This window comes from Streptomyces fuscichromogenes (assembly GCF_014645815.1).
Classification (GTDB): Bacteria; Actinomycetota; Actinomycetes; order Streptomycetales; family Streptomycetaceae; genus Streptomyces; species Streptomyces fuscichromogenes.
This window is the reverse complement of the sequence record NZ_BMML01000003.1, coordinates 199696-220172: the sequence shown is the minus strand read 5'-3', so window position 1 is coordinate 220172 and position 20477 is coordinate 199696. Positions and strand designations below refer to the sequence as shown.

At 73.7% G+C, this 20477-nt stretch carries 14 protein-coding genes; 2 read left to right on the top strand and 12 right to left on the bottom strand.

The genetic code is table 11. The features are described from left to right. Positions 1-167: 167 nt before the first annotated feature. A complete protein-coding gene (locus IEZ11_RS08030) occupies positions 168-1655 on the top strand; it encodes an FGGY-family carbohydrate kinase (RefSeq protein WP_189261918.1) in 1488 nt (495 codons plus the stop codon). A gap of 7 nt (positions 1656-1662) precedes the next feature. Here IEZ11_RS08030 and IEZ11_RS08025 read toward each other — a convergent pair whose 3' ends face one another. Further along, on the bottom strand, positions 1663-2427 hold the full coding sequence (locus IEZ11_RS08025) for a DUF3103 family protein (RefSeq protein WP_189261917.1): 765 nt from the start codon (positions 2425-2427) through the stop codon (positions 1663-1665). 176 nt (positions 2428-2603) lie between these two features. Between IEZ11_RS08025 and IEZ11_RS08020 the strand changes: the two genes are divergently transcribed. After that, a complete protein-coding gene (locus tag IEZ11_RS08020) occupies positions 2604-4910 on the top strand; it encodes an eCIS core domain-containing protein (RefSeq protein ID WP_189261916.1) in 2307 nt (768 codons plus the stop codon). 18 nt (positions 4911-4928) lie between these two features. Here IEZ11_RS08020 and IEZ11_RS08015 read toward each other — a convergent pair whose 3' ends face one another. From IEZ11_RS08015 to IEZ11_RS07965, 11 genes are read right to left on the bottom strand one after another with little or no spacing between them, the layout of a single operon-like run. Further along, complete coding sequence (locus IEZ11_RS08015; RefSeq protein ID WP_189261915.1) at positions 4929-5639, bottom strand: glycosyltransferase family 2 protein; 711 nt, start codon at positions 5637-5639, stop codon at positions 4929-4931. Further along, the gene (locus IEZ11_RS08010) at positions 5636-7594 is read right to left on the bottom strand and encodes an ATP-binding protein (RefSeq protein WP_189261914.1); all 1959 of its coding nucleotides are present in this window, start codon (positions 7592-7594) and stop codon (positions 5636-5638) included. The genes IEZ11_RS08015 and IEZ11_RS08010 overlap by 4 nt, the downstream gene beginning before the upstream one ends. Position 7595: 1 nt before the next feature. Beyond that, entirely contained in the window at positions 7596-9440 is a 1845-nt protein-coding gene (locus IEZ11_RS08005; RefSeq protein WP_189261913.1) for a hypothetical protein, read from the bottom strand. Next, complete coding sequence (locus IEZ11_RS08000; RefSeq protein WP_189261912.1) at positions 9437-10756, bottom strand: hypothetical protein; 1320 nt, start codon at positions 10754-10756, stop codon at positions 9437-9439. Before IEZ11_RS08000 ends, IEZ11_RS08005 begins: the two co-directional genes overlap by 4 nt. Then, the gene (locus tag IEZ11_RS07995; protein ID WP_189261911.1) at positions 10753-12720 is read right to left on the bottom strand and encodes a hypothetical protein; all 1968 of its coding nucleotides are present in this window, start codon (positions 12718-12720) and stop codon (positions 10753-10755) included. Before IEZ11_RS07995 ends, IEZ11_RS08000 begins: the two co-directional genes overlap by 4 nt. A 40-nt stretch (positions 12721-12760) precedes the next feature. Next, positions 12761-15202, bottom strand: coding sequence for a phage tail protein (locus IEZ11_RS07990; RefSeq protein WP_189261910.1), 2442 nt, complete (start codon positions 15200-15202; stop codon positions 12761-12763). A 46-nt stretch (positions 15203-15248) separates the two neighbouring features. After that, positions 15249-17627 carry a putative baseplate assembly protein gene (locus tag IEZ11_RS07985; RefSeq protein WP_189261909.1) on the bottom strand — a complete coding sequence of 793 codons (2379 nt, stop codon included), beginning with the start codon at positions 17625-17627 and terminating at the stop codon, positions 15249-15251. After that, positions 17624-18031, bottom strand: coding sequence for a GPW/gp25 family protein (locus tag IEZ11_RS07980; RefSeq protein ID WP_189261908.1), 408 nt, complete (start codon positions 18029-18031; stop codon positions 17624-17626). Before IEZ11_RS07980 ends, IEZ11_RS07985 begins: the two co-directional genes overlap by 4 nt. Next, a complete protein-coding gene (locus IEZ11_RS07975) occupies positions 18028-18735 on the bottom strand; it encodes a hypothetical protein (RefSeq protein ID WP_189261907.1) in 708 nt (235 codons plus the stop codon). The genes IEZ11_RS07980 and IEZ11_RS07975 overlap by 4 nt, the downstream gene beginning before the upstream one ends. Beyond that, positions 18732-19397 carry a phage baseplate assembly protein V gene (locus IEZ11_RS07970; RefSeq protein ID WP_189261906.1) on the bottom strand — a complete coding sequence of 222 codons (666 nt, stop codon included), beginning with the start codon at positions 19395-19397 and terminating at the stop codon, positions 18732-18734. The genes IEZ11_RS07975 and IEZ11_RS07970 overlap by 4 nt, the downstream gene beginning before the upstream one ends. Beyond that, positions 19394-20476, bottom strand: coding sequence for a phage late control D family protein (locus tag IEZ11_RS07965; protein WP_189261905.1), 1083 nt, complete (start codon positions 20474-20476; stop codon positions 19394-19396). Before IEZ11_RS07965 ends, IEZ11_RS07970 begins: the two co-directional genes overlap by 4 nt. Between the last annotated feature and the right edge of the window lies 1 nt (position 20477).

Genomic DNA, 20477 nt, shown 5'->3' with positions numbered 1-20477 from the left:
GGATCCGGTATTCGGGTACTGCCACGGAGACCGGGGCTCCGCCACGCCTGTCCGAGGTAGAGATGTGATGTGACGGCGTCTCCGGCAGTCGTCCGGCCGCACCGCGCCCGCCCGCCGGGCCGAGCGGCAACCCACGACGGCGCGCCTGGCGCCAAGGGAGGCAGTACATGATCGACGTCGTCCTCGGAGTTGACGTTGGCACCTCCAGCACCAAGGGCGTGGTGGTCGACGCCGACGGCCGCATCCTGGGCGAGGCCGTGCGCGCCCACGCGGTCGACCGCCCCCGTCCGGGGCATGTCGAGATGGACGCCCACGTCTGGTGGGACGAGTTCGTCTCGCTCGCGGCCGAACTGCTCGACCGCGACGACATCGCCGTCCGGGCCGTCGGAGTCAGCGGCATGGGCCCGTGCACCCTCCTGGTCGACGACGCGGGAGAGCCGGTGCGGCCGGCGGTGCTGTACGGCGTGGACACCCGCGCCGGAGCACAGATCGCGCGGCTGAACCGGGAGTTGGGGCCGGACGCGGTCTTCCGCAGGTGCGGGTCGGCGCTGTCGTCCCAGGCCGTCGGGCCGAAACTCGCCTGGATCCGCGAGCGGGAGCCCGAGGTGTGGGCACGTGCCCGCCGCCTCCTCATGCCCGCGTCGTGGCTCGCCCACCGGCTGACCGGCGCCTATGTGCTGGACCTGCATTCCGCCAGCCAGTGCACCCCGCTGTTCGACATCCACGAGCAGTGCTGGATCCCCGAGTGGGCCGAGCACATCGCACCCGGCATCGAGTTCCCTCCGCTGCGCTGGCCTGGTCAGGAGGCCGGCCGGGTGAACGTTCCCGGCACGGGCATCCCGGCCGGGACACCGGTCATCGTGGGGACGATCGACGCCTGGAGCGAGGCCATCAGCGTCGGTGGCCACGGCGTCGGCGACCTGATGCTGATGTACGGCACCACGATGTTCCTGGTGAACACCGTCGACCGGCTGGTGACCAGTCCGTCGATGTGGTCCACGGTCGGCGCCCTGCCCGGCACCCGTTGCCTGGCCGGCGGCATGGCCACGTCCGGAGCCGTCACCGACTGGCTGGGGCACCTGTGCGGGGACGTCGGCCCCGGCGTGCTGTTCGACGAGGCGGCCGCCTCGCCCCCCGGAGCGAACGGCCTGGTGATGCTGCCGTACTTCGCCGGGGAACGCACACCCGTCATGGATCCCGACGCCCGGGGCGTGATCGCGGGCCTGACGCTGGCTCACACCCGGGGCGACCTGATGCGGGCGGCGCTGGAGGCCACCGCCCACGGTGTCCGGCACAACGTCGAGACGATGCTCGCGGCCGGCGCCGACATCCGGCGGATCGTCGCGGTCGGCGGCGGTACCCGGGGCGGGCTGTGGCCTCGGATCGTCAGCGATGTCACCGGCCTCGAACAGGTCGTCCCCCGCACGACCATCGGCGCCAGCTACGGTGCCGCCTTCCTCGCCGCCGGTCTGATCGGCCGGCCGGACATCGCGGCCTGGAATCCCGCCGAGACGGTCGTCCGCCCCGATCCCGCCACCGCGGCTGTCCACGACCGCCGGTTCAGCCAGTACCGGGCCCTGTACGAGAGCACCACCGCGGTCACCCACGCCCTGGCCCACGACCAGAACACCGGCCCTGAAGAAGCCGCGCCATGACGTCACCTCACGCCCTCCGCCTCCGGGTGTCCTGCTCGGCGGGGCGGCCCGGCTCCCTCCGGTCGCCGAAAGGGGGCGCCTGACCGGGCCGGACGTCCGAACGGCGCCGCTCGCGACGCGGACCGGCGCGTTCGTCGACGTACGGCGGCCGGGAGGCCGGTGCCTTGTCCGCGAAGGCCTTCTGCAGCACCTTCAGGCCGACCCGGTGGGCTTTGGTGACGTCGATGTCCAGGATGTACAGCGGGCGGTCGGGGACGCGCGCGGCGTCGACGGCATGGGCGTGGCCCTGGCTGTCGTACGCCGTGATGTCCTTGGCGTGGTCGTCGGCCGCGGCGACGGCGATCCGGGGAGTGACTCCGGCGTCCAGGTGCGGCCGCGTGGACGGCGAGCCCAGCCGGACCCGCAGCGGCGACCCGGTCGACGCGGGCAGGCCCTTCAGCCCCGCGAGGCGGCGGTCCGCGGCAGAGACGGAGGCGAGCGGTTTCCCGCCCGCCGGAGCGGCGGTCCTGCCCGTCAGCGCCTGGAGGTCCACGTCCTCGGTGCCGAGCACGGCCGTACGGACCTGCTCGCGCCACCGCGGGTCACGCAGCGAGGCGGACAGCGTCCGGGCGATCTCCCGTTCGGTCGACCGCACGGGAGACTTCCGGAACGGCGTGGCCCGGTCCCCCGCGTCCCGCACCGGCGCGGCGACCGCCGGCTGGACGGCACCGCCGACGACCGCGGACAGCGGCACCCCGATGAGGCCGCCGCGTCGCTTGCCTGATCTGTTCATCATGCTCCTCGTGCTGTGCGGCGGTGAGGGCTCGAATGCGGTCAGGATTGACGCCCCGTCGGTGAGCGCGCGGAACAGAGGTGCCGTGACGGGATGGTGACGGGCGGACGGGCAGGCTGAGTCGGATCGGCGGCACCTGAGGCGAAGCGGCTCGACACGACTCGACGGAGGCGGACGTGGGCAGTGAGCATGCACCCGAGCCCGGGTCGGCGAAGGCCTGCGGCCCGGCCGAGGTCAGGAGCAGGCTGCGCGCCGCGCCGCGGGCGGGCGGAGCCGGGCGGACGGTCCCGCTGTGGGCCGAGTCCGGTGGCGCGGGCGATGCGCGGCGCGGTCGTACGGACGGGCTGGAGGCCGTCGCGGACGTCGTCGACCGGCGGGCGGGAGAGCCGCTCGGTACGGCGGTCCGGGCTCGGTTGGAGGCGGTCTTCGACCGCGGTCTGGGTCACGTCCGTGTGCACACGGACGCCGAGGCGGCGGAGTCCGCCCGATCCATCGACGCGAGCGCGTGGACGGTGGGGAACCACATCGCCTTCGCCACGGGCCGCTACGCGCCGGACACGACGGCGGGATTCCGGCTGCTCCGGCACGAGGTGAGTCATGTCGTCCAACAGGGCGGCCGCATGCCCACGGCGCCGACCAGGCTCAGCTCCCCCGGTGATACCGCCGAACGGGCCGCCGACGCCGTCGGCGCGGGGGCCGCGCCCGGGACGGCGCTCGCGGGGACCGGGGAGGCAGGGGTCGTCCACCGGCAGGCGGCTTCCGCGCAGAGCCACACCGCGCACGGCGACCCCCGGGATCCGCAGAATCCCGAGAACATGCTCACTGATCAGGAGATGTTCCTGCTCTGGAGCCGGTACTGGTCCAACCGGCACAACCGGGCCGCCGCGCGCGACGCCGTGATCCGGGAAAGGTTGCGGAGCGCCGACGTGCGGAAGTACGTCGACGGACTGTACAAGGTCCGGGATCTGGGGGTTCGATCCGCTCTGGGGCCCGAGTACGAGGCCGCCCTCAACGAGTGGGACCTGTGCAAAGTGATGCTGTCCATCCAGCCGCAGGTGCGCGCCTGGCTCGGATCGCCCCTGCGACACGGCCGGCCGGTGACCTTCGACCAGGTGAACGCCAAGGCCCTGTATCTGGCGGACGTGCGGGAGACTCTCCACCTGTACATGGCCTTCCTGGTGGGAATGGCCGGAGCGGGCCCTCGCCCGCGGACGGGATCCGTACCCGCCGGTCTGCCCGAGGCACCGGTCGAGGAGTCTCTCACCACCGAGATCCCGGCGCCCCGCCCGCAAGGAGCGACCGGCTTCCGCGGGGCCGTCCAAAAGGTCCTGGCCGCCGGGATGCTCGGCGTGTCCACGGCGGAGCCGGTGACCCAGGGACCGGCTGCCGGAGGTCCCCCGCGAGCCGGTGTCACCGAACCGTTGCGGCCGGCGGCGGAAATACCGTCGCCCGTGCCGCCTGCCAGCGGGCCGGCCGTGCGGACCGCCCCCGCACAAGTCCCGGCTCAGGTCCCGGCACAAGTCCCGGCTCAGGTCCCGACCCAGGTCCCGGCCGAAGTCGCCCCGACCGCCTCGGCGGCCGCTCCGAAGGGGCCCGGGCCCGCGGCCGGGTTCGACGCGGCGGGCCGGCAGCGGGCCGCCGAGAGGCTGGAGGGCAAGCAGCAGGCGGTCGCGGCCGCCGAGGCGGCGGTCTCGTCGCACCGGGCGGAGCAGCGCAGTGCCCAGGAGCGGCTGCTGAAGCAGGCGGGAGAGCGACCCGCGAAGCCCGCTTCGCTGCGGGCCCGGCTCGATCGGATCAGCCGGTTGCCGAGTTACGACGACAGGGTGGAGGCCGTCGGAGAACTGCGCCGGGAGGCCGGGCGAACGGCCGAGGAGACGGCGTACCTGGACTGGCTGGGCCGCAACTACGCCCTGCAGCACGAGGCCCAGGACGCCGGGGGCGCGGCCACCGCGGTGACGGACAGGCAGTTGCCGGCCGCCGCCGAGGAGCGGGACGCCGCGCAGAAAGCGCTCGGTCAGGCGAGCAGGAGCCTGAACGACCTCATGCGGAGCAACGGCCCGAACTACGTCGCCGCCGGCCGGGTCCAGGTCGACCAGGTGATGTCCCCCGCCGCGTGGAACGCTCAGGTCACCAAGCCGAAGCTCGCCACGGATCACCTCGTGTCGCTGGACCGCATCACCAGGCTGCCGCAGCTCCGCAGGCTGCTGGCGTTCTACGCGCAGGCACCCGCCGAGGTGCAGGCAGTGCTCAGGACCGAGCTGGCCGCTCTCGGCGACCTGCCGGACAACCTCGTGCGCATGCGGGCGGACGCCAACGGCAGCAGCCTGAAGTCCAACAAGAGCTGGGCGGACATCCCGTACGCGAAGGCGGAGAGGTTCGGGTACAGCGCGGCCGACGTCGACGGCGCCCGGGCCCGCGAGGCGCGGGCGTACGACGAGATCGTCCGGAGGATCGCGGAACTGGAAGCCGAGTACGTCAAGTAGGGGGCGAGACCGGGCCGCTCAGGTCCGCGGGGAGCGGTAGAGATCGAGGTCCGGACCGAGCAGCGCCCGGACCTCCTGCGTCGACGCGGGCGAGGCATGGACGTTGCGGCTCGACTTCGCGACCGTGTTGGCCGGGTGCACCAGGGCCACGAGGGCGTCGCCGGGTGTGGTCAGGGTGGGGGTCCGGTTGATCAGGCGGTGGACGAACGCCGAGTCCTCGGCGACGGCCTGGTCCGGGAAGGGGGAGCGGACCCAGAGGTCGCGACGGAAGCACAGGCTCTGGCCCGCGAGCCGGCGGGGCAGCCGGGACGGCCAGGTGAAGCGCCAGGCCCGGTCGGCCGCGGGGTCGTAGTAGAGCAGGCTGGTCATGCCGCACAGTTCGGCCCGTCCCGCGGTCAGCTGCCGGACCTGCCTGCTCAGGCGGTCGGGGGCCTGCCAGTCGTCGTCGTCCCAGTGCGCGATGACGCTGCCGGCGGCCGCCTCGCAGGCGAGGTTGCGCGCGGCGCCGAGCGTGACGCGCCGGGTGAGCCGGTGGTAGCGGACGGTCGGCAGCTCCGGCACCAGGTCCTCGACGGGGTCCGTTCCGTCGTCGACGATCACGAGTTCTTTGCGGGGGTGGTCCTGGCGCAGGAAGTAGGCGATCGCACGCGGTACGAACCGCCGCCGGTTGTGCGTCGGCATGATGCAGCTCACGAGCGGGAGCACGGGCACGCCCGGTGGTGTGCTCATGCGCGGACCGGGACGTGGTTCGGCAGCGGGCAGGAGGCCCCGGTGCGGCGGTACTCCCGCCGTACCGCCTCGATGAGGTCCTCGTCGCCGACGGGCGTGCCGTTCTCCAGGCCACGGAGGACCGCGTGCAGCGCGGCATTGCGGATCTGACCGCCGGTCAGGTCGCACCGGCGGGCGGTGTCGGCCAGCACCGCGGGGCTGACCCGGTGCTCGCCGGGCAGGTGAGCGGACCACAGCCGGCTGCGCAGTCCGGCGTCGGGCGGCACGAAGTCGACGGTCACGTCCATCCGGCGCAGGAAGGCCGGATCGATGCGGTTGCCGGCGTTCGTGGTGACCACGACGATGCCCTCGAAGGTCTCCAGCCGTTGCAGCAGGAAGTTGGTCTCCAGGTTCGCGTACCGGTCGTTGGCGCTCGCGACGTCGGTACGCCGGGTCATCAGGGCGTCGCCCTCGTCGAGCAGCAGCAGGACGTCCAGTTCCTCGGCCCGGCCCAGGAGTTGGTCGAGGTTGCGTTCGGTCTCGCCGATGTACTTGTTGACGACCGCCGCGAGGTCCACCCGGAACACGTCGAGGCCGAGCGTCGCGGCGAGGTGCCGCGCGGCCAGGGTCTTGCCGGTGCCGCTCGGCCCCCCGAACAGGGCGCGTACGCCGCGGTTCGGACCGCCGCGCCCGCCCCCGGCGGTGGTCGTCAGGCGTTCGCGGTGGCGGCACCGCATGACCAGGGTGCGCAGTTCCGCCGCGGCAGCCGGGGTGAGCACCGGCGGGTCACCGGCCGGCAACGGGTCCAGGGGACGGGCCAGCACCTCCAGGCTCTGCCGGTCGAGCGTGCGGGTCGCGGCGGCGACGTCGGCCGGCGTGACCGCCGTACGGCCTGCGGTGCGCGCTCCAGCGACGGCCAGCGGAGCCGCCCGGTGGATGCTGCCCGGGGTCAGCAGGAACCGGTCCACGATGGTGTCGAGGTCGGTCGCGGCACCCGTCACGCCCAGGGCGTTCCAGAGTCGGCGGCGGTCCGCCGGGCCGCATGGGCCGAGGGTCACGGTCAGCGCCGGGTCCAGGGCCTCGCCGGTCACGCCGCCGGTGCGGCCGATCACGACGCCGAACGGCTGGTCGACGCCGGGCGGCCGGGGCAGCGCCAGGGTCTCGCCCGGCCCGGGTGCGCACCGGACGACGGGGAGCACGTCCGCGACCGAGGCGAGGGCGCCGAACAGCCGCCAGGCGTCGTCGCCCGGCCGTCCCTCGTACACCAGCAGATCCCGGTCCAGCGCGGCGGCCAGCGAGCCGAGCAGGGTGGTCCGGCCGGAGCCCGCCATTCCGCGGACGACGAGGGCGGAGACGGAACCGTCCCGCAGCAGCGCGGGCAGCGTCGGGACCAGGGCGGCCGCGGCCGCCGAGAGCACGACCGCCTCCGGCGGCGGGAACCCCGACCGCGGCCGGAGGGTCAGCCCGGGGGGCAGCGTCTCGGGGCCGATCCGGCCGGTCCGCAGCAGATCCCACACCGGCACCGGAACCTGCACCACCCACTCCGAGCGCGGGTCGGCCGGGTTGTCGACCTCCAGCAGCCCTCGGCGTACGAGGTTCTGCACCCGGCCGGTGAGCTCGGTCGCGGGCCGGGAGTCGTCCGCGAGCAGCCAGCTGAGCAGGCCGACGCAGGGCCGGCGGGACGGGAGGGGGTCCTGGAGATGCGCGAAGAGCGCGCCGAACCGGACGTCCTCCTCGATCAGGCCGGCCGCCATGAGGAGCAGCCTGTCGGGGGCGTCGAGCCGGTGCGGTGACGGCGGCTGTCGTACGTGCTGTGCCGTGGGGGCGTCGGCGTGCGCGGCGGCTCGGTACTCGTCGAGCCAGGGCGGGTTCGCCAGGGGGTCGGACGCCGTGTGCGGCGCCTCGGCGAGCCTGCGGAGGATCCGGTCGAGCAGATCGCGGCCGGTGAGGTCGGTCGTCGGAGCGATGGTCGGCATCTCAGTTCCCGCCGTCGAAGCTGTCGTGGACCAAGCCGTCGCGGACCAAGCCGTCGTGATCCAAAACGTCGTGGTCCAAGCCGTCGTGGTCGAAGCCGTCGTAGTGGAAGGCGATGATCCGGCCGAGGGCCGGGACCCAGCCCGGATCCTGGTCCAGGCCGCTGGACCGGGCGGCGAGGTCGATCTGGTGCAGGCCGAGGAGCACGTCGACGTGGGTCCGGCCGATCACGACGGTCCCGGGCCGCGCGAACACCTCGGGGGTGAGCCGGCGGCGGTCCAGGAGGTCCCGCAGCCGGTCGGTGAGCCGGTCGAGCCGCAGCGACGCGGGAGTGGACGGGTCCCGGCCGTCGAGTTCGGCCAGGGTCCGCCAGATCGGGTCCCGGTCCCCGGTCCCGGGTCCGGTGGCGGACGCGTCGGGCAACAGCCAGGCGCCCAGCGCCTCCAGAGTCGCCCAGCCGGACACGGGCCCCGAGCCCGGCTCGTCGGCGTCGACGTCGATGCGTGGCAGGTCCAGCCAGGTCATGAGGTTGACCGCGTAGAAGAGGGTGGCGAAGCGGGTCTCGATGACGGTGCCCGCACGGGCGGCCGTCCCGACGGCTCGGCTCCCGCCCCTCGTTCGGGCTTCCGCGCGTTGGAGGCCGGCGGTCGGCATTGCGGTCGCATCGGATGGCTGGGGGGTACCGGGCGGGCACGAGTCCGAGAGGTCATCGGTGGGCGCCTCCCACGGTCGCGGCGCGATGCCGGTCGTGGGAGGCCTGCCGGCCGGTTCCGGGCGGCCTGCCGCCGGCGGCCGGACACTCGCCGGACGAGCGGACTCGGCGGCCCCGAAGTCGACGCAGGTGTCCACCGGTTGACGGTCACCGGGACTCGTCGAGCGGTCCGCGATCCGGTCCGGCGTGGCATACGCCTGCGGTCCGGCAGGGTGCGGGGGCGCCGGGGCCGCGGGCCGCAGCAGGTCGTCGATCTCTCCGGCGAGGCGGCCGTCGCGGGCGGCCCAGGGCCTGGCCGCGAGGGTCAGTGCGAGGGCCAGCAGCGCCCGCCCGGCAGGCCGGAGCGCGGCGCCGGTTGTCTCCGGCCCGTACGAGGCCACGGCGAGCGGCCGATCCGGTGCCCGGGCGGACAGCCGATCCGCCGCGGTCACAGCCCCGGCCGACACCGCCCCAGCCCCAGCTCCTGCCCTTGCCTTTGCCCTTGCCCCAGCCCCGACCGGCACCGCCCCCGCGCCGGCATCGACGCCGTCCGGCTCAGCCGAGGCCCCGATTCGCAGCCCCGTCAGCCCAGTTGACTCCCCCGTCGCATGGAATGCCGCCAGGACCGCGCCGATCACGGCCCTGGCCTCGGCGTCCGACAACAGGGCTGTCGCGCGTACCGCGTCCCCCTGCCGTGCGCCCGGGAAACCCGGGGAACGCCGCGCCAGTTGGGCCAGCGTCGCGGGTACCCAGGCCGGCCGGTCCAGCCAGATCCGGGCCAACGCCGTGCCGGTGCCGGTGGAATGCACACCCCTGCGGATCTCGGCGGGCCAGTACCAGCGGTCCGCGGCGCGGCCCGCGAGCAGATCGGTCGTCAGGCAGGTCATCGCCTCGACCTCGTCGCTGAACATCACCGCCGTGCAGTCGGGCGGCGTCGGGCCCAGCGCGGGCCGGGCCGCGCTCCCGCGCAGGGCCGCGACCCGGTCCCGTACCGTACCCGGCTGCGCGGCGGGCACGCTCAGCCGCCGGATCACCAGTACGGACCGGTCCGGCACGGTCGGTGCGAGGTCGAGCGCACGGACCGCGGCGTACGCGTCGGGCGGGCCGTGCCGCGGCCGGGGCAGGCGCATCCTGGCGATGCGTACGGTGTCGCTCACGTGCCGGTGCCCTTCGGCGGGTCCGCGGTCCCGGCGGCCTTGGTGACCGTCCCGCCGGAGCTCTGCTGCCAGGGCAGGTCGGTCATGAACACCACGTAGGTCGGGATGCTCTCGGAGGCGTCGAGGTTCTCCCGGACCCAGTAGAACGTCAGCCGGACTCCCCGTTCGTCGGAGTTGAACGAGGTCAGTTCCGGCGGCAGTTGCCAGGACTGACGCAGCGCGAGGTCGGCCACCGACCAGGTGACGACACCACCGAAGTTCGCCGCGCCGCCGAAGAAGGTCCACGGGTCGAACAGGGACCCGGTGAAGGCGGCCGACAGCTTCCGGCCCGCCGTCGCCGCCGAGGCGGCGTCCTTGCTCGCGGCGATGGTCCCGTTCTGGAAGGCGGCGGGCAGGAACCCGACCGGGGGCAGCAGCCCGAAGTGCTGCGTGGCCTCCATGAAGCGGGCCTCACCGCCGGCGGTGATCAGGTCGACCTGCTCCTGGAACTGCAGGAAGCGCGCCTGGCCGTCGGCGTCGCGCCGGTCGGCCACCGTCGCCGACCAGCCCGAGGTGACCGGATCGGGGGTGGTGATCCGGCGCCGGGCGGACCAGTTGTCGAGGTCGACCACGCGCTGGCCGTCCCAGCGGAAGACCGCCAGGGGCAGGTCCAGTTCGGTGAGGTCCGCCGGGTCGAGTCGGTCGAATCCCGAGTACGCCGGGTCGAAGGTGAAGGGATAGCTGGGCAGTTCGACCAGTTGTTCGGCGCCGAAGCACCAATGGGCTGTCAGATTGCGCAGGTTGTCCGTCGTGGTGTCGACCCCGAAGACCGTGGTGAGGGCGGGCAGCGAGATCGCCCGGACCTCCACCCCGTCCGCGGTCCAGCGGGCCGCGCACCCCGGTGACAGGGTGCTGTCCGGCGACGCGGCCAGTGGCACCTGGCCCTGCCGCTGCTGGGCCGGTCGGGCCGTGAGCAGGTAGCTTCCCGTGGCGACGCCGGTGCTCGTGCCGCCGCCCGAGCAACGCGAGAAGACCGCGGTGTCGACGGTGGTGGTGGCCGACAGGGCCAGCGGCAGTGTGATCGTCCGCGCGGCGACGACGGGCTGCCCGGACGGGGTGATGCCGGTGCCCGCGGCCACCGTGAGGGTGGTGGCGCCCGAGGTCACCCAGAGTCCCTGGACGACCCCGGCACCGGCTGCCCGGCCGATGCGGTTGTCCCGGGCGAGCAGGCTCGCCTGGCCGGTCGCCAGGTCCTCGGCGGCGAGCAGCCGCCCGTTGACGTAGTTCGGCAGCAGCGCGCCGCCGGTGAAGTCCGACCCGATCGTCTGGCTGCTCATCGCTGCTGTCCCCGCCCGCCGGTCGTCCTGGGCGCGGCGGTCTTCGCCCGGGTGGTCCTGGTGCGGGTGGTCGGGGCGGCATCCGGCTGCTCGCCGCCGGAGGCCGGGACGCGGTGGAAGACCACGATGCTCGCCTCGCCCCGGTCCCAGCCGGTGAACTCGACGGCCGCACTGTCGATCCAGCTCGCCAGCGCGGTACTGCCGGAGTCGGCGCCGGTGAGGGTGAAGCCCTCGGCGGGGAAGACGAAGCGCAGGTGGGCCGGGAGCGGGCCACTGCCGGCGGGGGCGCTCGTCGTCACGTGCCAGACGTTGCCGTTGCGTGGGTCCTGGGTCGGGTCGGTGACCGTCAGGGGATCGCCGGTGGTCTCGTCGTACGCCCGGACCTGCGGGGTCTGGACGAGCATGTCGCGCCGGGTGCCCCGGGGGTCGGGGTGGAACCACAGCTCGAAGTCCAGCCGGTCCGCCGTCGCGCCGGTGTCGGTGATGGTCACGAAGGGGGCGGAGGTGAGGGGGGTGGCGGCCGGCGGGGTCTGCGGGTCGGCCGCGGTCCGCTCGCTCTGCGGGGCTTCGGGCAGCAGGGTGCTCGTCGTCCCGTTCGCCGTCGTGTAGGCCAGGACGGCTCCACCGAACTGGGCCGTGTTCAGGAAACGGAGGCTCGACCGGTCACGCCACTGGTTCAGCGTCAAACTGCCCGCGACGTGCACCGCGTCGGACTCGAACCGCGCACTCAGTTGCTGGCCGGCGGTGGGCTTGAACCCGGACGGCGGAGTCAGCGTCCATACGCTCGCGGAGGTCGAGGACTCCCCCGGACCGACCGGCTTCGCGGTCGCCGTGAACGCCAAGGCGATGCCGGCCTCCGTGACGACCTGGATCGGTCCGGTCAGGGTGACGGGGTTGTCCAGGTGGAACCAGGCATCGATGGTGAAGGCACTGGCCGTGGGCGGGGAGGGCACCAGCGTCACCAGTTCGACCGGTTCCCTGTCGGTCCGCTGCGGCGGGGGCAGTTCCTGGATCAGCTGGGTGTTCAGGACGCTGGGCCGGCCCGCGTCTTCGACCTGTATGCCCCAGATGGTTCCGACGTCGGCGCTGATCCCGAAGATATCGATGGCCCCGAGGAGGACCGCGGGATCCGAGGTCTCCGACGGGGTGATCAGATCCGGTTCGAGCCGGGGCCTGACCTCGCTGACCCAGATGGCGAAGACCTCGTCCCAGACGCGCGCCGCCTGCCATCTGCCGATCTCGTAGCCCAAGGGCTGCGTGGGCAGCTGGTCCACGTCCCCTGGTCCGTTGGGCGCGTCGTCGGCCAGGGCACGGACCGCGGCGAACAGGTCGGTCTCGTTCGGGAGACTTCCCACTTGCTGCTCGACCACCGAGACCGAGGCGAGGAGGCGTCCCAGCCGTCGGTCGCTGTCCCAGCGCGGCATCGGTGGGGGGTCCCAGCGCAGCTCGATGGTCCAGGAGTCGCGGATCCGGGACGGCACCTGGGTCTGCTCGCCGGTGCCGCACGGCTGGCCGGGCAGCGGCACCAGACTGTCCAGGCACTCGGCGTAGCTCGCGACGGCGTAGATCGTCGCGCCCCCGGAGCCTTCGTTGTGCTCCTGGATGATGCCCGGCTGCGCCTGTTCCTGGGCCGTCAACCAGTCCTGGAGCCGAAGGCACTGCGGCTCGGGGACGGTGAACTCCCGCCCCCACTGGTCGATGCCCGCACCGCGGCTGACGCCGATGACGTAGTCCCGGCTGCCGCCGGGGCCCGGGTCGATGGACACCTGCAAGCCGTAACTGGTGCCGTACCCGTGCAGCAGACGGCGGTGCCGGTAGGTCTTCTCCTGGTGGTACAGCTGTTCCTGGAGGAACTCGTCGAGGCCGAGCACCATCCCGTACGAATAGTTGACCCGCTGGTCGGGGCAGAGCGTTCCCGTGGACAGGGAGACGCAGGGCCCGGCGGTGGGCTCCGTGGTGGTCATCGCGGACTTCTCCTGATCTCAAGAAGGCATCGTGCGGCGTCTACAGGGCGTGCAGGGCGCCGATCCGGTCGCGGTCGCTCACGACGCGGTCGGTGATGTCGAAGGGGTGGGCGTAGCCGAGGTGGCCGGCGGCGAGCACGCCGCTGCCGGTCACGATCGGCGTGAACTTCGGGCCGGCCACGACCTGGGTGTCGATGCCGAGCCGGGCCCGGCCGATCACGAACAGATCCTGGAAACGGCGGACCTCGAACGCGGTGTGGCCCGGTTTCGCCGCGGCCACGATGCGGGTCACCATGGCGGCGGCGTCCGCCGACAGGTCACCGGGCACCAGCACGTCGAACCGGTGGGCGAAGCGGCGGACCCGGGTCCGTGGGTCCTCGTCGGCGGTGCCCGGTGCCGGGGCGGCGTCCCGGGTCAGGAACCGCTCCACGACCCGGATCGCCGAAGGGGCCGCCGCCCCGGCGCACTCCCCCACCGGGTCGAAGACCCGTTCGTCCACGACCGGGTCGAGGAACACCCGCAGTGTCGCGACGAGGCCGGGGACGGTGCCCCGCCGACGGTAGAACGTGTCGACGTGCCGGATCAGGAAGCGACGCCGTCCGGTGTCCCACAGCGGGTCGAGGGCGAGCCCGAACCAGGCCGCGAGCCACGGCAGATCGGCGGTCGGCGCGGTGCGCGCGTCGAGCAGCAGGTGCAGGTGCTCGATGCGTTCCTCGATCGCGGTGTAGAGACCCTCGGGGTTGGCGAGGAACCGCTCCAGGAAGCGGTCGGGGCCCTGGGTGCCCGTGTAGACCTCGGGCAGGTAGTGCTCGGGGTAGGAGAACCGCGGGTACCAGGCGCGCAGCGAGCGCAGCAGCGGCGAGGAGCGGCCGGTGCCGGTGAGGGTGATCTCCAGTTGGACGTGCCGGCCGGTGATCCCCTGGAACAGCAGCTCCCAGGTGCCGGTGGCGTCGGGCAGGGTGCCGTCGGGCTGCCGGCGGTCGGCCCAGACGTCGGTCCAGGGCAGTTCGGGTCCCCCGGAACGCAGGTACGGGACCGGCTGGTCGAGCCATGGCCGCAGGGACAGCAGGGCGGGGTCGTCGTCGGCGCGTGCCCGGACGGTCATCGCGGTGCCGGTCGGCACCTGGGCGTCGAGGAGGAGCCGGTGCCATACGCACCCCGGCAGCCTGCTGTCGAAGGTGTCCCCGGGGACGGTCCGGGCGCTGTCGACGGCGGTCACGAGTGTCGCCGTGGTGGCGAACCGGCACTCGGTGAACACCTCCAGGGAGATCCAGCGTTCCCCGAAGTCGTACCAGGCGCCGGCGCCGGAGCGGACCAGCGCCCGCCCGGCCCACCGGCGCATCGGCAGGAAGTCGTCGTGCGCCCGCACCGCGCCGGTGTCGGGGTCCAGGTCGAAGGCGATCACCTGGGCGCCCTCGGCGTCGGCCACGTACAGGACGGGCGGCGGCAGCGGGCCCGTCGCGGGCGGCCCCGCCAGGTAGCAGAAGTCGTGGCCGAGCAGCGAGTAGAGGGTCGGGGTGCTGGTCGGGTCCCGGGGGTCGACGGCCTCCACGACGTCCTGGAGGGGTGTCGTCCAGCGCAGTTGTCCCTCGTCGAAGCGGTACAGCGTGGAGTGGCCGGGGCCGGCGTCCAGCACCAGCACGCTGCCGTCGGGCCCGGGTTCGATGGCGACGGCGTGCAGGGGGTTGCCCTCCGCGTCGGCCAGCGGCCAGGGCTCGGGGACGGCGGGACCGCTCGGCATCGTTGCCGGGGTGCCGTCGGCGGGCCCGAACTGCACTGCGGGTGTGCTCTGTCGAGCCTGTCGGCCGCGGAGCCGGAAGTGCTCGTCGAGCCGCCAGTACGCGGAGTGCGTGGCGTCCAGGACGAGGACACCGCCGTCGGCGGTGTCGGCGAGGTCCCACGGGTCGAAGGCGTCGCCGTCCGGCCATACCAGCCGCAGGGGCGCGCCGCCGCCGCGCAGGTCGAACACGAGCAGCCCGGCCTCGCAGGGCGTCTGCCGGCCGCGGTAGCCGACGAGCAGGTACTGGTGGGTGGTGACCGCGAGCCCCTGGAGCAGGATGTCCACCGGCGGGCAGGCCCCCGTGTGCGTGAAGGTGCCCGGTGCGGCGCTCCGGCAGGCGCAGTTGTCCGCGAGGTCGTCGACGGACCACCAGGTGGAGGCCGACCGGGCGGACCCGGTACGGCCGCGGACGGTACGCCGGTCGGTGTCGATCCAGTACCAGTTGCCGTAGGCGTCCCGGCCGGAGCCCCGGCGGCTGTCCGGGGTGAGGAGCGGGGTGCGGCTCGCCCGGCGGAACAGCGGTGTGTCCCGGCGCAGCCGGAGCACACCGAGGTCCGCGTCGTACTCCCAGGCGGTGCCGTCGGCGGCGGGTGCGGTGTCGGACCACGCGTCGGAGAGGGTGCGTCCCGAGGCCGCGTCGGTGCAACGGCCCCAGTCGTCCATCCCGTTGACGACGTGGTACTGGGAACCCTGTACATCCATCGTTCACAGCTCCTTGGCGTGGTGATCCCGGTGCGGCGGTCGCCGGTCAGCAGGTGTCGGGTACGACCGGGACCGGCACCTGGGTCGGCGGTGCGGGCTGGCTGCCGCCGGTCAGGGCGGCCGGGTCGGGCGCGGGCCCGGAGACGACGGTCACGGTCGCGGCGGGCAGGCGCAGGCCGCTGATCGGCACCGCGTCCACCGGTGAGATCACGCTTCCGTCGGCGGCGGTCATGGCGATCAGGACGGAGTCGACGTAGCGCACCCCCGGGACGCGGGTGGCGATCGCCTCGATGTCCTGCGGCCGGACGTCGACGCCCAGGGGCCAGCCGGTGCCGGTCGCCGCGGCGGACGCGACCAGGCCGTCGTCGGCGGCGGCCGGAAGTCCGCCGGTCAGCGGGGAGAGGTAGGTCTCCACGGCCCGGGTGACGGCCTGTTCGACGAGCGAGGGCACCTGGCCGGGCAGGGCGACGATCCCGACGGAGACCCGGATCGGCTGGTACTCCGGTCCGCGCACGTGCAGTTCGGTGGTGACCAGGCGGCGCGGGTCGAGCCAGCCGCAGACCGCGTTCAGGAACTGCCGGTCCGGCAGCGGGGCCGTGGGCCGCAGCGGGTCGGAGCGGGGAACGACCATGACGGTCACCATCCCGGCCCAGTCCTGCGGTTCGCCGGGCCGGTCGGGGTTGAACAGGGGCAGTACCTCGACCCGGCCGAGGTCGACGCCCGGGGTGCGCCGGGTGAGGTCGCGGAAGTCGTCGGCGGTGACGAGCCGGTCGCGGTGGCGCAGCCAGCGGGTCACGGCGCCTTCGCCGTCGGCGGTGGACTCCCCGTCGCCCGCGCCCCATGTCGGCACCGGGTTGGTGAGGCTGAAGCCGCCGGGCAGGGCGGCGCTGCGGTTGATCCCGCCGATCGCGACCTGTCCCTGGAGGCCGCCGCCGAAGGAGTAGGAGGCGCGGATCGCGGCCCCGCGCGGCGGGCGTCGCCCGGACAGGCCGTTGCCGAACAGGAGCTTGCCGGTGGCGCGTTCGAGGGTGAAGACGGTGTCGTCGGGGCCCGCGGCGTAGATGTCGTCGGTCTCGGACCAGGCGTGCCAGGTGCCGTCGGTGTCCTGGACCTCGACGGTGCGGCCGCCCGGCGCGTCGTCGCCCAGGACCGGGGTGCGGGCCAGGGTGAAGGTCTGGAACGGGGTGCCGGTACCGGTGCCGACGCGCTCGGCCGGGACCGTCACGGACTGCACCGCGCGGGTGGCGTTGACTCCGGCCCAGGTGATCCGGCCGGTGGGCCCGCCGGTCGCGGCCGACAGTGCCGCCGAGGTCGTCGTGGACGTGGTGGTGGACGTGCCGGTGGCCGAACCCCCGCATCCGCAACCGCAGTCCGACCCGGCTCCCGTGCCGGTGCCGGTGCCGGCCGCCGTGGGCTCGTACCGCAGGCGGATCCAGGTCACCAGGCGGGCGGCGACCGCCGCGTCGTCGAGCCGGGGCGGGAAGTCGCCGGTGCCCTCCTCCTCGGGGTCGAAGTCCCACAGCAGCAGTTGTTCGTACGGCGGCAGTGTGACCTGGACCAGGCCGGGCCGGTCCAGGACCGGGTCTGCGTAGGTCACCGGCAGCCGGGTGTAGCGGGCCGGGCCGATCCCGAAGCCGGGGCCGGACGGGTCGGGTTCCGGTGCGGCGATCTCGAACACCAGCCCGGGGTCGGTGTTCTGGGTGCCGGTCTGCTGCGGCGGCAGCACCTGACCGGAGACCCGGGTCGCCGGGTAGACGCCGATGGACAGGGTCTGGCCGGCGATCGCCCGCCGTACCGCGTCGAGTTCGGCGTTCTTCGGCGCGAGCAGCGCGACCCAGAGCGAGCGGTCGACGGTGCCGTTCACCGGGTCGCCGAGGTCGACGACCGGATCCGGCTTACCGGTGGCCGGCGGGTCGAGCGCCACCGGTTTGTAGAAGGTGAGGACGTCGGAGTCGGTCTCCAGAAACGTCTGGTAGATGAGCTGGTAGCGGCTGCGGGTGGCGGCGTCCAGGGCGGTCTGCGGCTGCTTGTAGTACAGCGCCGAGGTCACGGGCAGGACGGCGAGCGGGGCGCTCGTGGTGAACGGGACCTGTCCGGCCCGCAGTTCGGTGCCGGCCGGAAGCGGCAGCGGCGGGGCGAGGGGGCCCTTGTCGTTGCCGACCGTGACCAGGCCGGTGCCGGGGCTCGGCGGCTGCAGGGCGATGCCCAGCATGCTCAGGAACTTGAGCCGGTTGGCCTCGGGGATCCGGTTGCTGCGGTAGAGCAGGTTCTCGGTGAGGAACGCGAACAGTTCGAGGAGGGTGACACCGGGGTCGGACTCATTGAGGTTGGACCACTCCGGTGTGTGCACCGGGACGCGGGCCAGCGCCTCCTGGACGAGCTGGTCGAAGGAGCGGTCGTCGAGGACCGGAATCGGCAGGGTCACGGCTGGTCCTGGCCTTCCGCGCCGAGGGTCATGCGCAGTCGTTCGCGGTCCCCGGTGGCGATCAGGGTGTAGACGAGGGTGAGGTCCACGTCGCGCGGGTCGGTGGCGTTGACGTCGGCGGTGACGTCCTCCAGCCGGATGCGCGGCTCCCAGCGGGTCACCGCGCGCTGGACGTCCTCGACGATCAGCCGGAGCGTGGCCACCGTGTTCGGTTCGAACAGGTACCGGTCGAGGCCGCAGCCGAAGTCGGGGCGTTCGACCCGTTCGCCGGGGCGGGTGCGCAGGATGGTGACGACGGACTCGCGGACGTTGGTCTCGCCCGCGGACCGGACGACGCCGCCGTCGGGGCCGACCCGGGGCGGGAACGAGATGCCCTGTCCGTAGAGCGCTGCCGGCGTTGTCATGGTGTGGGTCCTTTCGGGAGGCCCGTTGGGAGGAGGTCCGTGCGCAGGCCGATGGGAGGCGGGAGCGGACCGGCGAAGACGAAGGAGTGGCTCGGTGCGCCGAGCACCGGCGGACAGGGGTCGCGGGCGAGGACGGTGCGGATGACGTAGAGGGTGGGGTCGCGGACGTCGGGGTCGCCGTCGGACACCGGGACGAACCCGTAGAAGAGCGTGCGCGTCGACCGGCCGCCCGCGGCCATGCCGAGCGTGGCCGCCGTGGATGCGGGCGGTGCGAAGGCGGCGACCGGCGCGGCGTGCAGCGGCAGTTGCCGCTCGCCGGGCAGCAGCGCGTCGTCGGGTCCGGCCGCGGCGGCCGGGCGGATGACGAAGAACGGCCGTTCGCCTGACCCGGGCGGTACGGCGTGGTCGGGGATCCCCGGCCGGCGGCAGACGAGGCTCGCCGCGACGAGGTAGTACCGGTGAGCCGTCGGCCAGTACAGCGGGTAGGTTCCGTCGGGGTCCGGGGCGGGCGGCAGGCCGGCCAGGTCCGCGGGGGTCCGGCCGCCGGTGCCGCCCGTCATCGCCAGGAACACGTCGAGGAAGGCGTCGGTGTCCAGTTCGGCGATCAGCGGGCGCAGGAAGGCCGGGCTCGCGGTGCCGACGGTGTCCGCGGTCCACAGCGGTGCCGGGGCGGTCCACTGGAGCCGCTCGGGTCCGGCGCTCACTGGAGGTTCCCGGGGCCGCCGGCGTAGATCTTGCCCACCACGTTGTTGGCGATGAGCGTGTCGCACTTGAGCGCTCCGTCGTGGGACCACATCGCCGGGCTCGACTTGGCCGAACCCGCGTCGATCTGGAGGGCCTGGGCCTTGATGGAGAGCGTGCTCGCGGCGGTGAGGGTGATGCCGGCCGGTGCCAGCTCCAGCGAGTTGCCGCCGGAGTCAGCGAGCCGGATCGTGCTGCCGCCGTCCTCCAGGGTCAGCTGCTGGCCGCCGGGGGTGCTCAGCGACAGGGTGACGGCGCCCTCGGTGTCGTCGAGGGTGATGCGGATCCCGGTCCGGGAGACGATCGACCTGAGGTTGTTGCCGTCGTCCATCGACTCCGGCGGCTCGTCCTGTCCGTTCCACAACGCGCCGATCACATAGGGCCAGTCGGGGTCGCCGCCACCGAAGCCGACCAGCACCTCGTCGCCGGTCTCCGGTACGAACCAGGTGCCCCGGCCGGCGCCGGCCATCGTGGTCGCGAGGCGGGCCCACACGGCGTACTCGTCACCGCCGGAGTCGGGCGACCAGGGCAGCCGTACCTTCACCCGGCCCTGTCGTTCGGGGTCCTGGTTGTCGCAGACGACTGCGGGATACATCCCGAAGTACTGTGCGCGCGGGGTGGTCATCGGGCACTCTCCAGTCCGGGCCGCTCGACGTCGAACTCGGTGCGGTAGCCCTGTGCGAGGTCGTAGCCGTGCCGGACCCGGCAGACGTAGTACTCGCCGTCGAAGAGGGTGCCGAGGCCGGTCAGGCGCACCCGGACACCGACGCGCAGGGCGGGGTTGCCCGCGGTGAGGCCGGTGCCGGACACGAAGCGGCGGGCCCGCTCCAGGTAGGCGGCCCTCGCCTGGGCCCGTGCGTCGTCGCCGGCGAGCGGGGTGGAGCGGACGATCCGTTCCCTGCGGTCGGCGAACGCGGCCGCCAGGGCCGCCGAGCCGCCGCGCTGGCCGGGTGCCAGCTCGGCGGCCAGGTCGGCGTCGTCCGCGGTCTCCAGGACGGCCGCCTTGTCCGCGACGGACCAGCCGGTCACCGCGAGCTCCGTGACCTGGTGCGCCAGGTCCGCGCGGACGGAGAACGACAGCAGGTCGCCGCCGTAGTCGAGGCTCAGCGTGTCCCCGTCCCGGTCAGGGCGGCGCCGGACGCGCAGGGTGTCGCCGTCCAGCTGGATCTCGCCGTCGTCGCCGCGGACGAGGCCGCGCAGGAAGGCGAGGTCGCTCTGGTTGAGCTGGGCGGTGACCTTGCGGACCGGGCCGTCCAGGTCCACGTCCGCGGTCAGACCGTGGTCGCGGGCGAGCCGGTCGGCGATGTCGGCGGTGCTGGCGTCGTCGAAGCTGCGGGTACGACGGGTGAGCCGGAGGTCCTGGAGCCGGTCCTCGGCGAAGACCAGTGCCCGCGCCGGGCGGTCGGCGGGGTAGTCGGCCTGGAGGGCACTGATCTTTCCGTCGAAGACCGGGGTGTCCGTGCCGTCGGTCGCGAAGGACACGCCGAGCGGGGTGCCGAGGTCGATCGGGTCGCCGCCGAGGTAGCGGTATCCGGGCACCGCGTCGCGGGCTCCCCAGTTGCTGAAGGTGGCCTCGCACCAGGACAGGCCGACGGTGGTCTCCTCGACCGTGAGCGCCATGAGGTCGCCGGCCGCGCCGGGGTCGACCGTTCCGTTCAGGACGATGGCCGGGGTGGACACATAGGCCGCGAGCAGGGGGCTCATG